The sequence below is a fragment of the Arthrobacter sp. AOP36-C1-22 genome (assembly GCF_052377515.1).
Classification (GTDB): Bacteria; Actinomycetota; Actinomycetes; order Actinomycetales; family Micrococcaceae; genus Arthrobacter_H.
The window spans coordinates 26,269-40,260 of sequence record NZ_JBQSWW010000003.1 but is presented as its reverse complement, the minus strand read 5'-3'; the positions used below and the strand labels follow the sequence as shown (position 1 = coordinate 40,260).

Annotated in this window: 12 protein-coding genes and 1 tRNA gene; 10 read left to right on the top strand and 3 right to left on the bottom strand. The window is 64.5% G+C overall.

Features of this window, described 5'->3' with window-relative positions; translation table 11 throughout:
* The first annotated feature begins 48 nt into the window (after nt 1-48).
* From ACT3S6_RS02815 to ACT3S6_RS02795, 5 genes are all read left to right on the top strand, one after another.
* Nucleotides 49-279 (top strand): hypothetical protein, encoded by a 231-nt coding sequence (locus ACT3S6_RS02815; protein ID WP_444553649.1) that lies wholly within the window; start codon nt 49-51, stop codon nt 277-279.
* Nucleotides 218-895: a nicotinate-nucleotide adenylyltransferase gene (nadD, locus tag ACT3S6_RS02810; protein ID WP_444553648.1), complete on the top strand. Its 678-nt coding sequence runs from the start codon at nt 218-220 to the stop codon at nt 893-895. Before ACT3S6_RS02815 ends, nadD begins: the two co-directional genes overlap by 62 nt.
* A gap of 24 nt (nt 896-919) precedes the next feature.
* On the top strand, nt 920-2,056 hold the full coding sequence (locus ACT3S6_RS02805) for a hypothetical protein (protein ID WP_444553647.1): 1,137 nt from the start codon (nt 920-922) through the stop codon (nt 2,054-2,056).
* Between the two features lie 39 nt (nt 2,057-2,095).
* Nucleotides 2,096-2,500, top strand: a complete 405-nt coding sequence (gene rsfS / locus ACT3S6_RS02800) for a ribosome silencing factor (protein ID WP_301443556.1) — start codon at nt 2,096-2,098, stop codon at nt 2,498-2,500.
* A gap of 87 nt (nt 2,501-2,587) precedes the next feature.
* Nucleotides 2,588-2,660: transfer RNA gene (locus ACT3S6_RS02795), tRNA-Ala, on the top strand.
* 89 nt (nt 2,661-2,749) lie between these two features.
* Here the strand turns inward: ACT3S6_RS02795 and betT are convergent.
* Nucleotides 2,750-4,903: a choline BCCT transporter BetT gene (betT, locus tag ACT3S6_RS02790; protein WP_444553646.1), complete on the bottom strand. Its 2,154-nt coding sequence runs from the start codon at nt 4,901-4,903 to the stop codon at nt 2,750-2,752.
* 704 nt (nt 4,904-5,607) lie between these two features.
* Nucleotides 5,608-7,332 carry a ubiquinone-dependent pyruvate dehydrogenase gene (gene poxB / locus ACT3S6_RS02785; RefSeq protein WP_444553645.1) on the bottom strand — a complete coding sequence of 575 codons (1,725 nt, stop codon included), beginning with the start codon at nt 7,330-7,332 and terminating at the stop codon, nt 5,608-5,610.
* 425 nt (nt 7,333-7,757) lie between these two features.
* Between poxB and nrdH the strand changes: the two genes are divergently transcribed.
* The 4 genes from nrdH (at nt 7,758) to nrdF (ending at nt 11,779) form a co-directional block, all read left to right on the top strand.
* On the top strand, nt 7,758-8,000 hold the full coding sequence (nrdH, locus tag ACT3S6_RS02780) for a glutaredoxin-like protein NrdH (RefSeq protein WP_444553644.1): 243 nt from the start codon (nt 7,758-7,760) through the stop codon (nt 7,998-8,000).
* Between the two features lie 39 nt (nt 8,001-8,039).
* Complete coding sequence (nrdI, locus tag ACT3S6_RS02775; RefSeq protein ID WP_444553643.1) at nt 8,040-8,516, top strand: class Ib ribonucleoside-diphosphate reductase assembly flavoprotein NrdI; 477 nt, start codon at nt 8,040-8,042, stop codon at nt 8,514-8,516.
* Nucleotides 8,513-10,654, top strand: a complete 2,142-nt coding sequence (nrdE, locus tag ACT3S6_RS02770) for a class 1b ribonucleoside-diphosphate reductase subunit alpha (protein WP_444553642.1) — start codon at nt 8,513-8,515, stop codon at nt 10,652-10,654. Before nrdI ends, nrdE begins: the two co-directional genes overlap by 4 nt.
* 150 nt (nt 10,655-10,804) lie before the next feature.
* Complete coding sequence (gene nrdF / locus ACT3S6_RS02765) at nt 10,805-11,779, top strand: class 1b ribonucleoside-diphosphate reductase subunit beta (RefSeq protein WP_444553641.1); 975 nt, start codon at nt 10,805-10,807, stop codon at nt 11,777-11,779.
* A 92-nt stretch (nt 11,780-11,871) separates the two neighbouring features.
* Here the strand turns inward: nrdF and ACT3S6_RS02760 are convergent, their stop codons facing one another.
* Nucleotides 11,872-12,315, bottom strand: coding sequence for a ribosomal maturation YjgA family protein (locus tag ACT3S6_RS02760; RefSeq protein WP_444553640.1), 444 nt, complete (start codon nt 12,313-12,315; stop codon nt 11,872-11,874).
* 42 nt (nt 12,316-12,357) lie between these two features.
* Here ACT3S6_RS02760 and ACT3S6_RS02755 point away from each other — a divergent pair, with 42 nt between their 5' ends.
* Entirely contained in the window at nt 12,358-13,833 is a 1,476-nt protein-coding gene (locus ACT3S6_RS02755) for a protein adenylyltransferase SelO (protein WP_444553639.1), read from the top strand.
* The last annotated feature ends 159 nt before the right edge of the window (nt 13,834-13,992 follow it).

The following is a 13,992-nucleotide window of genomic DNA, read 5'->3' as shown; positions in this document are numbered from 1 at the left end:
GCATCGCCCGTTGGGGGCGCCGGTCGACGACGGGCACGAAGGAGAAAAATGCTCACGCAGGTCTTGGGTACGGTCATGGCAAGTGGCGCGGAGGCCGAGGTTGCCGGAAACGAGGGCATCTGGCCCTTTCTCATCGGTGGGGGAATCTTCGCGATCTTCCTCCTGATGCTCTTCGTCGTCGTCTCATTCACCAACGTCGGCAACCGCCACGAGGGACATGCCGAGATCCCCGACTCGCATAAGCAGTTCTCGAACAAGCACGGCCACGACGATCTCTAGGCGGGCTGGGGCGATCGGGTCCCGGCGCCCGGTCCGCCTCGGTGTCATGGGCGGGACGTTCGATCCCATCCACCACGGGCACCTGGTGGTCGCCAGCGAGGTGGCCGCGGAGTTCGACTTGGACGAGGTCGTGTTCGTTCCCACGGGTCAACCGTGGCAGAAGTCGGGAAAAGACGTCGCCGATTCCGAACACCGCTACCTGATGACGGTGGTGGCCACGGCCTCGAACCCACGCTTCACGGTCAGCCGGGTGGATATCGACCGGCCGGGACCCACCTACACCATCGACACCTTGCGCGATCTGCGTCGGCTTCGACCCAACGCCGAGTTGTTCTTCATCACCGGGGCCGATGCGCTGGAGCGGATCATGTCCTGGAAGGACATCGACGAGCTGTGGAGCCTGGCGCATTTCGTCGGGGTCACCCGCCCCGGGCACGAACTACCGGACCTGGGGCGTACGGACATCAGCCTGTTGGAGGTCCCGGCCATGGCGATCTCCTCGACGGCCTGCCGGGACCGGGTCAAGGCAAATAAGCCGGTCTGGTATCTGGTGCCCGATGGGGTGGTTCAGTACATTGCGAAATATGAGTTGTATCACTACGACGGCGACACCTGAGGGGGATTGCCTGGAATGGACAACATGAGCGACGATTTGGGGCTCCCGCCGACGCGGCGGTCCCTGCGTGAACAACGCCGTGCCAGCGAGACCGCTGACGGCCACCACGAGGGTGGGCACCTGTCGGGCGAAGACCCGGCTGAGCAGCCCGAGCCGCGCTCATCCGAGGACACCAACCAGCTCGACCGCATCGCTCAGGCCAACCGCAGCCGACGTGCCGCCGACGTCCCCTTCGACATGGTGCCCGACCGTGAGGAACACAGCGAAGCAGGCGAACGCAGCTCGTTGCAACGGGCCCGCGACCGGGAGGCACTGAAGAGCCGCCGGGAAGCCGAAGCGGCCCAGAAGCCCGCGCCGGCAGAGGTCCGCCCCGCTGGCGATGAGCCGGCCCCGCTGACCCGTCGGCAGCTCCGTCTCCAGGCCCTGGCTGCGGCCAGGGCTGCCGCCTCGACCGCGGAACCCGAGGCCGAGGTGGACTCCGGGTCCCCGTCGACCGAGAAGCCCGCGGCCGAGCGCACCGCACAGGGGCAGGAATCACTCAGCGTCGCGGAGGCCCTGGAAGCCCGCCGGCAAACCATCCCTGACCAGCCCGGGGACCCCGAGGCCGAAGCCGCTGCTGCCGAGGACCACGATGACCTGGAGGTCCTGGCCAAACAGCGCGAACTGGCCGCCCGTGCGGCCATCATCAGCCGACGGGTCGCAGAGCGGGAGCGCCTGAAACGGGCCCACTCCACCCGCAGTGCCGAAGACCAGGCAGGGGACCCGTTCACGGGGGCCATGGACCGGTTGCGCAGGGAAAAGGCCGAGAGGGATCTGGCCAACACCGGAATCAACGCTCCCGAAACCAGCGGCTTCCATCTCCAGATGCCCGCGACCGGCAAGGGGCCAGCCGTCGCTGCGCCGACGCCGGGAACGGGCCACGAGGACCCCGTGGGTGAACCCGCGGCCGCGGAACCTTCGGACCCGGCCTCCGAGGAGCCGGGCCGCGGGGCTGCCCGGCAACCGGTCAGCGCCAGTTCGGCCCAGGGCCTGGATCCCTTGGACTACCGCAGCAGCGGGGTCCGGCGGGCCAACGTCTGGGCGTGGGCGGTGCTCGGGGTACTCCTGGTGGGTGCCGCCGCCCTGACGGTCGGCATCATCATGATCACCACCAACGGCTAGTCGTCGACCGATGACCAGCACCACCACCCGAGGAGCCACATGGCTGCAACAGAATACTCACTGAGCGTCATCAACACCGCAGCATTGGCCGCGGCCGAGAAGTTCGCGGAGAACCAGATCGCCCTGGACGTCAGCGAACGCCTGGGCATCACCGATGCCTTCCTGATCGCTTCGGCAGAAAGCGAGCGGCAGGTCAACGCCATCGTCGACGGGATCGAAGAGGCGCTGATCGAAAAGCATGATCTGCGTCCCGTCCGTCGAGAGGGCAGGGGACTGGGCCGCTGGGTCCTACTGGACTACATCGACGTCGTCATCCACATCCAGCACCAGGAAGACCGCGTCTTCTATGCCCTGGACCGCCTGTGGAGCGACTGCGCCGCGATCGAACTGCCGGCTGCCGCCCGGAGCGTGGCCGTGGTTGAGGACCCGGAGACCTCCGCCTAGTAGGGGGAGGCGATTTGCGCGGGCTAAATTCCGTGCCCTATGATGGATGAGTTGTCCGGTCGGAAACGAAACCGGCGACTCCCTTTCGGGGGTATGGCGCAGTTGGTAGCGCGTCTGCATGGCATGCAGAAGGTCAGGGGTTCGAATCCCCTTACCTCCACCGAATTCAGGATCCATGAGAAGAAGCCCCGTCCACGGACGGGGCTTCTTCTGTGTCCGGGGCCGAAGTGCCGGCCCGCGGTCAGGGGACTACTGTTCGTCCTCTTCGAGAGGTTCGACGTCGTCCGCCGAATCGGGGATCCGGGGGATGGTTCCCGTCGTGGTCGGCATGACCGGGGTCAGGACCGAAGCGTAGTCATGTTCGGTGGAGTAGTGCAGGAACCCCAGGTGCGCTTCGTAGCGGTCGAGCACGTCGTTGATGATCTGCTGTTCGGTCAGGCCCATCAGGTCATAGCCCTCCGTTCCCGTTTGGGTGAAGACCTCCAGACGGTAGTAGATGTCGATCTGTCGCGACATGCTGCGTCCGCCGAACATCGGGGCCGGCGCCTCGACCGCCGCGACCTGGTAGTGGAAGTTCCGGTGGTCCTCCATGTTCACCAGCAGGGTGTGCTCGCTGATCCCGGTGTCGGCGTTGGGGGAGGAGGTCAGTTCGGCGTCGTAGCCCAGGCCGTTGAACTCCGTGACCACCTCCTGCAACGCCGGTTCCACCACCCTGTCCGCGAACTGGGCGACCGCCTTCTTCGAGGGGTAGGAGCGCAACTGAGCCAGACGCTGACGCCAGGTCTTTTCGGGGGTCTGACCGCCATGGACGGCCATGGAGCGGCGGCGCCGCACCTGCCCCTCGCGTTCGGCCCGCTCCATCCGCAGCACCTTGGAGAAGGAGGCCATGACCAGATAACTGATGATGGTCACCGGCAGCGCGAAGATCAGCGTCGCATGTTCCATGGTCGCCACCCCTCCGGCGACGATCATCGAAACCGTCAGGACCGCGGTGAGCACGGCCCAGAAGATCCGTAGCCATTTGGCCCCGTCCACCGAGGGATCGGGGATCGACGAGGAGAAGTTGGCCATCACCATGGCCCCGGAGTTGGCGCTGGTGAGATAGAACAGCATGCCCGACAGGGTGGCCAGACCGATCAGGAAGGGGGCGCCGGGGAACATCTCCAATAATGCATACCAGCCGTGCTCGGGACTATCCATGGCCAGTTCGGCGAAGTCCCTGTTGCCCTCCAACACCTGGCGCAGGGCACTGTTGCCGAAGATCGTGACGATGAAGAAATCGCACAGCACCGGGGCGGTGATCGCGGCGATCACGAATTCGCGCAACGTGCGCCCCCGGGAGATCCGGGCCAGGAACAGCCCGACGAAGGGACCCCACGCGAGCCAGAAGGCCCAGAAGAACAGGGTCCAACTTCCCATCCACTCACTGCCGCCATCGGTATAGGCGAAGGTCTTCAACGTGCGTTCGGGCAGCGTCAGGACGAATCTGCCGATGTTCTCCACCATCGCATTGAGCAGGAAGGCGGTCTTACCGGTGATCAGGATGTAGAGCATCATGGCCCCCGCGGCCCAGAGGTTGAGCTCCGAGATCAGCCTGATCCCCTTGTCCACCCCCGAGGCGCAGGCGGCCACCGTCATGATCACGGCCACCAGCACCAGGGCGATCTGCAGGGCCAGCCCCTCTTCGATTCCCAGCAGCCAGGCGAAACCGACGTTGAGCAGGACCACCCCGATGCCCATCGAGGTGGCCACGCCGAAGACGGTGCCCACGAGGGCGAAGATGTCGATCACGTCGCCGGTGGCCCCACGGACCCGTTTGCCCAGGAGCGGATACAGGACCGCCCGGATCGACAGGGGCATTCCCCAGCGGTAGGCGAAGTAGCCCATGGCCATGCCCAACAGGGCGTACATCGACCATCCGGCGATCCCGTAGTGGAACATGGTCCAGATGACCGAGTCATGGAGGGCCTCGGCGGATTCGGGGGTGGCCGAGGGCGGGGTGATGAATTGGGTGATCGGGCCGGTGACCGAATAGAAGAGCATGTCGATGCCGACCCCGGCGGCGAACAGCATGGCCACCCAGGTGAAGAGATTGTACTGCGGACGGGCATGATCCGGTCCCAACCTGACCCCGCCCTCCTTGGAGAGCGCCACCCAGAGGACGAAGAGGATGACCAGGGTGATCGTGAGGACGTAGAACCAGCCGAGATTGGTCGAAATCCAGGTCACGGCGGCCTGCATCGTCGCCGAGGCCTGATCCGGCAAGGCCATCGCCCAGCAGGAGAATCCCAGGATGATCGCCGAGGAGATGATGAAGACGCGCCAGTTCACCCGTGGGCCGCGGTGCTCGGAGAGTTCGACGGGCCCCTTGCTCATCTCGCTGCTGGAGATCGGGGGACGCATCGGGTCGGTATCGGGTCCCCTGCGGCGGCCGGTTATGCCGAAACGACTGCGATCAATCCGGGGGCGGGGTGCGTCGGTCGAACCCTTCGGGGGTTCTTCTGCGTCAGACAATCAGTACTCCTTCGCCTCGGGACCATGACTAGGTTCGTCCCTCGATGCAATGGATGTGTTCTCCCACGACGAGGAGACAGCGTGGTTACGGCCGGGTATCGACACACGGCGTCCCCATGCTAGCGCGATGCCAGCCGCCCCCGGTACTTGAACCGGCGAACGTGAGTAGGGCATGTTTTGCTGCAGGCCGGTCCCACAACGGTCTTCGAGCAGGTCGGGGCGGTGGCGTCCTAGGCCCTTCCGAGAGCGGAAGCGAGTTGGGCCGACCAGACGGCAACCACGTGGCCTCGACGATGCGAGTCATTGCGCGGCGTATCTGCCAGCCCCAAACCTCGTGCCATGTCAAGGGTGCCCTGGATGAGCCCGCGGATGGCGGGATCGCTGTCGTCGACGTCTAGCAGCCGTACGGCCATCCGGTGCATGTCGCGCCCGAGTATCCCTTCCAAGGGGAAGATCCGCACGAACGCGGTCAAGACCCATATTCGGTGAAGCAGCCGGTGGATGGGGTGCCCTGCTGCCGGAAGCCGTGGCGGACGGCATGACGAAAGGCCCGGAGCAGCAATGAACTGCTCCAGGCCTTCCATGGGATGGGCCTAGAAGAGCTGGCGCCAGTTCGTGGCAGCCAGGTCCAGCAGTTCGTCGCCCCGGCCGGACATGACCGTGCGCACGGCGTAGAGGGCGAATCCCTTGGCCTGCTCGGCCGTGACATTCGGTGGCATGGTCAGTTCCTGGCGCGCCGTGACGATATCGACGAGTGCTGGTCCGTCATGGGCGAGGGCCTTCTTCAGCGCCGCATCCAGATCCGCCGAGCTTTCGACCCGGATCCCCAGGATCCCGACGGCGTTGGCCACGTCGGCGAAGTTCGGGTTCTCCAGATCCGTGGCGTAATTCACGAATCCGGCTGCCTTCATCTCCAGCTCCACGAAGTTCAACGAGGAGTTGTTGAAGACCACCATCTTCACCGGCAACCTGGACTGCACCACCGTGAGCAGCTCGCCCATGAGCATCGACAACCCGCCGTCACCACACATGGCAACGATCTGCCGGTCCGGGGCTGCGGCCTGGGCTCCGATGGCCTGGGGGAGCGCGTTGGCCATGGACCCGTGGGCGAAGGAGCCGAACAGGCGCCGACGCCCGTTCATCGTCAGGTAGCGGGAGGCCCACATGACCGGGGAGCCGACATCGGGGATGAACACGGCGTCGTCGGAGGCGTGCCGATCCAGGGAGCGGGCCACGAACTGCGGGTGCAGCGGTTTGCCTTTACGCGTCTTCGTGGCCAGGTCGTCGAGCTTCTCGCGGGTCTTGCGGTAATGCTTCTGCGCGTCCTTGAGGTGGGACCTGCGGGACTTGCGTTTGAGCATCGGCAGCAGGGCCGTAGCGGTATCGGCCACCGACCCCACCAATCCGAGGTCCACCGGGGTGCGGCGACCGAGCTGCTCGCCCCGGATATCGACCTGGATGATGCGGGCCTTGGAGGGGAAGAACTGCTGGTAGGGGAAATCGGTGCCCAGCATCAGCAGGGTGTCGGCGTCCTCCATGGCCCGGTAGCCCGAGGCGAAACCGAGCAGCCCGGTCATGCCGACGTCGAATTCATTGTCGTATTCGATGTGTTCCTTGCCACCCAGGGCGTGGACGATGGGCGCGCCCAGGGTGTCCGCCAGACCCACCACCGCGTCGTGGGCTCCTGCCACGCCCGCGCCGGCGAGGATGGTGACCTTGGACCCGGCGTTGAGGACCCCTGCGGCCTCGTCGAGTTCCTCCCTCGAGGGCACCACCACGGGGTTGGCGCGGCGAATGTGGGTGATGCGTTCGTTGGTCGCCGGCGCCAGGGCCACGTCACCGGGAATGACCAGCACGGCCACACCACGCTTTTCGATCGCCGTCCGCATGGCGATTTCCATCAAACGGGGCATCTGGTCGGGGGTGGAGACCATTTCGGTGAAGACCGAGCACTCGCTGAACAGGTCCTGGGGGTGGGTTTCCTGGAAGTAGTTGCTGCCGATCTCCGCGCTGGGGATGTGGGCGGCGATGGCGAGCACCGGCACGCGGGACCTGTTGGCCTCGTAGAGCCCGTTGATCAGGTGCAGGTTGCCCGGCCCGCAGCTGCCGGCGCAGACGCCCAGGCGCCCGGTCATGGTTGCCTCGGCCCCGGCGGCAAAGGCAGCGGCCTCTTCGTGGCGGACGGTGGACCAGATAATGTTCCCGTCCTTGCGCAGGGCATCGGTGATCCCGTTGAGCGAATCTCCCGGGACGCCGTGGATTCGTTGGACGCCGTTGGCCCGGAGGGTGGCGATCATGTGTTCTGAGACCGTGGTCATGTCAGGTGGGTTCCTTCCGCTGAGGTTGAATCCAGCCTACCGCCGAGCCTTCGACCGCGGCCTTCCAGAAAGGGTGGCGACACGCCGTCGCCGAACGACACACCAGCTGTTTGGTTGTGGGCATCTTCCATGCACAGGCTGTGGACGGATGGGCCCGAACCCCGGATTCGTGCGGCAATTAGGGATGCGTTTCTCCACACCCGCTGTGGACTAAGGGACTGGGGAATGACATACTTGTAAGACAACATATAGGGGTTGCTTGCTGTTCCTTGTACTACATGTAGTATTGAAATCTCAGGAAGCGCCCCACGGGGCGGGAACGGTTTCCACTCCCGCCAACGCTCGGATGGCCCGCTTTCGGACCCCCGGGAATCCGGGACAGACAACGAAGATGACCACACATTTTGTACGAGGGGATCAACGCCATGACCGTCACGGTTTATACCAAGCCAGCATGCGTGCAGTGCAACGCCACCTACCGGGCGCTGGACAAGAAGGGCATTGCCTACCAGAAGGTCGATATCTCCCAGGACGCGGAGGCCCTCGAACGTGTTCGGGCCCTCGGCTACATGCAGGCCCCCGTGGTCATGACCGAAGCCGACCACTGGTCAGGCTTCCGCCCGGACAAGATCGAGGAACTGGCCGTGGCCGCCTCGAGCGTTGCCTGAGGCGACACCACCCATCACCAGCAGTTGGAGGCCGGTCTCATGTCTGGCGACATCGCGGTGGATGAGCGGACCACGAGTCCGGCCACCGCAAACACCACGAACAGTTCCCTGATCTACTTCTCCTCCGTTTCCGGATACACGAAACGGTTCATGGAGAAACTGGGACTCGATGCGGCGAAGATTCCCCTCTATGCCAGCGAACCAGAGCTGCTGGCCACCGAACCGTATGTCCTGGTTCTGCCCACCTACGGTGGGGAGAAGGGAGAGCGGTCGATTCTGCCGCAGGTGATCCGGTTCCTGAACAACGAGGGGAACCGGCAGCTGCTACGCGGCGTCATCGGCGCCGGCAACACAAACTTTGGAACCACCTACTGCTTGGCGGCGGACAAGATCTCCGCCAAGTGCTCGGTTCCCGTGCTATATCGTTTCGAACTCATGGGGACGTCGGAGGACGTCACCCGTGTACGCCAAGGATTGGAAGAGTTTTGGACACCACAGTCGCAGAGCCAACCGTGAAGACAGATACCAAGGAGGTCCCCGAGGCCTTCCAGGGGTTGGGCTACCACGAGCTCAACGCCATGCTGAACCTCTATGACAAGGACGGGAAGATCCAGTTCGCCGCGGATCGTGCGGCGGCGCGGCAGTACTTCCTGCAGCACGTGAACAACAACACGGTCTTCTTCCACGACCTGGACGAGAAGCTCGAGTACCTCGTGAAGCACGAGTACTACGAGCGCGAGACCATCGACCAGTACACGATGAACTTCGTGCGTGGTCTCTACGCGCATGCCTATAAGAAGAAGTTCCGCTTCGAGACCTTCCTGGGCGCCTTCAAGTTCTATACCTCCTACACGCTGAAGACGTTCGACGGGAACCGTTTCCTGGAGCGTTACGAGGACCGCGTGTGCATGGTCGCCCTGCACCTGGCCCGCGGCAACGAACAGCTCGCCACCCAGCTGGTCGACGAGATCATGGATGGCCGCTTCCAGCCGGCCACCCCCACCTTCCTGAACGCTGGCAAGGCCCAGCGCGGCGAGCTGGTTTCCTGCTTCCTGCTGCGCGTCGAAGACAACATGGAGTCCATTGCCCGTGGCATCAACTCCTCGCTCCAGCTCTCCAAGCGCGGGGGCGGGGTGGCCCTGTCGCTGACGAACATCCGCGAGCACGGTGCCCCGATCAAGCAGATCGAGAACCAGTCCTCCGGCGTCATTCCGGTGATGAAGCTCCTTGAAGACAGCTTCTCCTACGCGAACCAGCTCGGGGCCCGCCAGGGGGCAGGCGCCGTCTACCTGCACGCCCACCACCCGGACATCTACCGCTTCCTCGACACCAAGCGGGAGAACGCCGATGAGAAGGTCCGCATCAAGACCCTCTCGCTGGGCGTGGTCGTCCCGGACATCACCTTCCAGCTGGCCCAGACGAACGAGGACATGTACCTCTTCTCGCCCTACGACGTCGAGCGCGTCTACGGCATCCCCTTCTCCGACGTCTCCGTCACGGAGAAGTACTACGAGATGGTCGACGATTCCCGGATCAAGAAGACCAAGATCAACGCCCGCGAGTTCTTCCAGACCCTCGCGGAGATCCAGTTCGAATCGGGCTACCCGTACGTGATGTTCGAAGACACGGTGAACCGGGCCAACCCGATCAAGGGCAAGGTCATCATGAGCAACCTCTGCTCGGAGATCCTGCAGGTTTCCTCGCCGTCGGTGTACAAGGAGGACCTCGGCTACGAGGAGATCGGCAAGGACATCTCCTGCAACCTGGGCTCGTTGAACATCGCCAAGGCGATGGATTCCCCCGACTTGGGTGCCACGGTGGAGACCGCCATCCGCGCGTTGTCCGCCGTATCGGATATGTCCTACATCGGTTCGGTTCCTTCGATCGCCGAGGGGAACAAGGCCTCGCACGCCATCGGCCTGGGTCAGATGAACCTGCACGGCTACCTGGCACGGGAGCACGTCCACTACGGCTCCGAAGAGGGCTTGGACTTCACCAACATCTACTTCTACACGGTGCTCTTCCACGCGTTGAGCTCCTCGAATAAGTTGGCCATGGAAACGGGTGAGACCTTCGGTGGGTTCGAGGATTCGAAGTACGCCTCGGGCGAGTTCTTCGATAAGTACACCCAGGCCGAATGGGTTCCGCAGACCGAAAAGGTCCGCGAGCTCTTCGCCAACGTGCACATCCCGACCCAGCAGGACTGGGAGCAGCTGAAGGCCTCGGTCATGGAGCACGGTATCTACAACCAGAACCTGCAGGCCGTCCCGCCGACGGGCTCGATCTCCTACATCAACAACTCGACCTCCTCGATCCACCCGGTGGCCGCGAAGATCGAGATCCGCAAGGAAGGCAAGCTGGGCCGTGTCTACTACCCGGCTCCGTACCTGACCAACGAGAACCTGGACTACTACCAGGATGCCTACGAAATCGGTTACGAAAAGATCGTCGACACGTACGCGGCCGCGACCCAGCACGTCGACCAGGGCTTGTCGCTGACGCTGTTCTTCAAGGACACCGCCACGACCCGCGACATCAACCGGGCGCAGATCTACGCCTGGCGCAAGGGCATCAAGACGCTCTACTACATCCGTCTTCGCCAGCTCGCGCTGGAAGGCACGGAGGTTGAGGGCTGCGTGTCCTGCGCCCTGTAGCAGCAGGCGCTGAATCACCCTCGTCCCACCATCGGGATGCCGGAGGCCGGCATCCGGGACACACCGGACCGGGACGACGGCGGGGAAACCCAGCCGTCGTCCCGGCCACCGATCACATAGGCAACCCGCATCAGAAAGTCAGGGGATGAAATGACCGACCAGGTCAAGCTGCAGCATCACGTCGAGGCCATCAACTGGAACCGCATCCAGGACGAGAAGGACGTCGAGGTGTGGAACCGCCTCGTGAACAACTTCTGGCTGCCGGAGAAGATCCCGCTGTCCAACGACGTCCAGTCCTGGAACACGCTCACCGAGGACGAGAAGCTGCTCACCATGCGCGTCTTCACGGGGCTGACCCTGCTGGACACGCTGCAGGGCACGGTCGGGGCCGTCTCGCTGATCCCGGATGCGCTCACGCCGCACGAGGAAGCCGTCTACACGAACATCGCGTTCATGGAGTCGGTCCACGCCAAGAGCTACTCCTCGATCTTCTCCACACTGGCCTCGACCAAGGAGATCGACGAGGCGTTCCGCTGGTCCCTCGAGAACGTGAACCTGCAGAAGAAGGCCTCGATCATCGAGGCCTACTACTACGGTGAGGATCCGCTTAAGCGCAAGATCGCCTCGACGCTCTTGGAGTCCTTCCTGTTCTACTCGGGCTTCTACCTGCCGATGTACTGGTCCTCACGGGCCAAGCTGACCAACACGGCCGACCTGATCCGTCTGATCATCCGTGACGAAGCCGTCCACGGCTACTACATCGGCTATAAGTTCCAGAAGAACCTGGAAGGCCTGAGTGAAGAGCGCAAGACCGAGTTGAAGGACTACACCTTCGAGCTGCTCTACGAACTGTATGAAAACGAGGTGCAGTACACCCACGATCTGTACGACAGCGTGGGCCTGAGCGAGGACGTCAAGAAGTTCCTGCACTACAACGCCAACAAGGCGCTGATGAACCTGGGTTACGAAGCGATGTTCCCGTCCTCGGTGACGGACGTGAACCCGGCCATCCTCTCGGCCTTGAGCCCCAACGCGGACGAGAACCACGACTTCTTCTCCGGCTCGGGATCCTCCTACGTGATCGGCAAGGCCGTGAACACCGAAGACGAGGACTGGGACTTCTAACCACATCGGCAGATGCTGCACGCACTGTTCGAAGGGCTCCGGCGCCACTGCGCCGGAGCCCTTCGACGTTACCGATCCGATCCGGGCGGGGCTCATCGGCTCCGGGCGGGGATATCGTGCCGGGATGGCCGAGGGGGCCGCGTCCCACACCGTAGGAGGCAATCCACGGCAAGGGCCAGCAGCGCACCCACCACATAGGCGGGTGGATCGGTCAGTGAGAAGGTCGTCCCCAACACCAGACGCATCGGTGGGACGATGGCGGAGAGGGCCCCGGGAAGCCCGGTCAACTGGAGCAGCTCAACGGCGCAGCTGATGGCTAAGGCGATGGCCGCCAGGCGGACAGGACGCCAGCCGGGCCGCAGGAGGCCCACCAACAGGTAGACCAGGACCGTGTACAAGACGCCGCCGGCGGCGTCGGCGAATCCTCCGTGGAGCAGGAAACGGGCCGCCAGACCGGCCGCGATGACGCAGGCCGCGGCCACGCCCAGGGTCAGGCGGCGTGGCCCGAAGGTCGGAGCAGGACCGGGCGAAGGCATGGAGGAAGTCTATCTCCGGGCCGGCGACGGTAGGCTCGAAGCATGAGTACAGCACTGCAGCGATCCGTTGTTCTCGAGAACGGGTTCGCCCGGAATTTCCCCGAGCTCTCCATCCCCTGGACAGCGGAGGAACCCCCGGCGCCGGAACTACTGGTCCTGAATGAACGCCTGGCCCGGGAGCTCGGGCTGGACCCCGAATACCTACGCAGCGCCGAGGGGATCTCCGTGTTGACCGGGGCCCATCCACCCGAGGGGGCGACACCTGTCGCCCAGGGATACGCAGGACACCAGTTCGGTTCCTACTCCCCGCGCCTTGGAGACGGCCGGGCCCTGTTGCTGGGCGAATTGCGTGACGCCGAGGGGAACCTCCGTGATCTGCACCTGAAGGGCTCGGGCCGGACCCCCTTCTCCCGGGGTGGTGACGGCTTCGGGGCCGTGGGGCCCATGCTGCGCGAATACATCCTCAGCGAGTCCCTGCACGCGTTGGGGATCCCCACCACGCTCTCACTTGCGGTCACCGCCACCGGTCATGACGTGCTGCGCGAGAGCCGGCTGCCCGGCGCCGTGCTGACCCGCGTCGCCTCCAGCCATCTGAGGGTCGGCTCCTTCCAATATGCCAGGGCCTTGGGGGACCCGGATCTGCTGCACCGGCTGGCCGAAGTTGCCATGGCCCGCCACCATCCGGAGGCGGCCGACGCCGAGCGGCCCCATCTGGCCTTGTTCGACGCGGTCGTTGCCGACCAGGCCGCGTTGATCGCGCAATGGATGCTGGTGGGCTTCGTCCACGGGGTGATGAACAGCGACAACATGACCATCTCGGGGGAAACCATCGACTATGGCCCCTGCGCGTTCATCGATGCCTTCGATCCCGCCGCGGTCTTCAGCTCCATCGACGGGCAGGGGCGCTATGCGTACCGCAACCAACCGGTCATGGCCGAATGGAACCTGGCGCGCCTGGCCGAGGCCATGCTGCCGCTCTTCGATGACGACGAGGACCAGGCCGTTGAACTGGCCATGGAATCGTTGCGCACCTTCAGGACCCGCTACAGCGAGGCCTGGTCGGCGGGCATGTTCGAAAAGCTCGGCCTGCCCCCGGCCACCGGGGTGGAGCGCGAGGACCAGCCGGCCCACGACGTCGTACACGCCACGACCGAACTACTCACGACCAGCGGAGCCGACTACACCTTGTTCTTTCGCGCGTTGGCGGGGGTGGCCCGGGGCGACCGGGAACCCGCTCGGGCCTTGTTCACCGACCCGGCACCCTTTGATGCCTGGGCCGAGACCTGGCTGGCCTTGGGGCCCGATGCGACGGGAATGGACCTGATCAACCCCGCCTACATCCCGCGCAACCATCTGGTGGAAGAAGCGCTCGACGCCGCCACCGACGGGGACCTGGGGCCGCTGAACAGGCTTCTGGAAGCCGTATCGGCCCCTTATGAGGTGCGTCCGGGCCTGGAACGTCTTGCCGTCGGTGCCCCCACGGACTCCGGGCCGTACGTCACCTTCTGCGGTACCTGAGACCCACGGCTGAGGGGCCGCCGGTGCCGGTACGGCGTCGCGAGGGTCGACCGATAGGGTGGAACGGTGAGCGCTGACCTCCGAGGCGCTGAAAGGATCCCTTCATGACTGCTTCGACCATCGGCCACCAGGACCGCCCGGATGCTTCCGGAACCCATC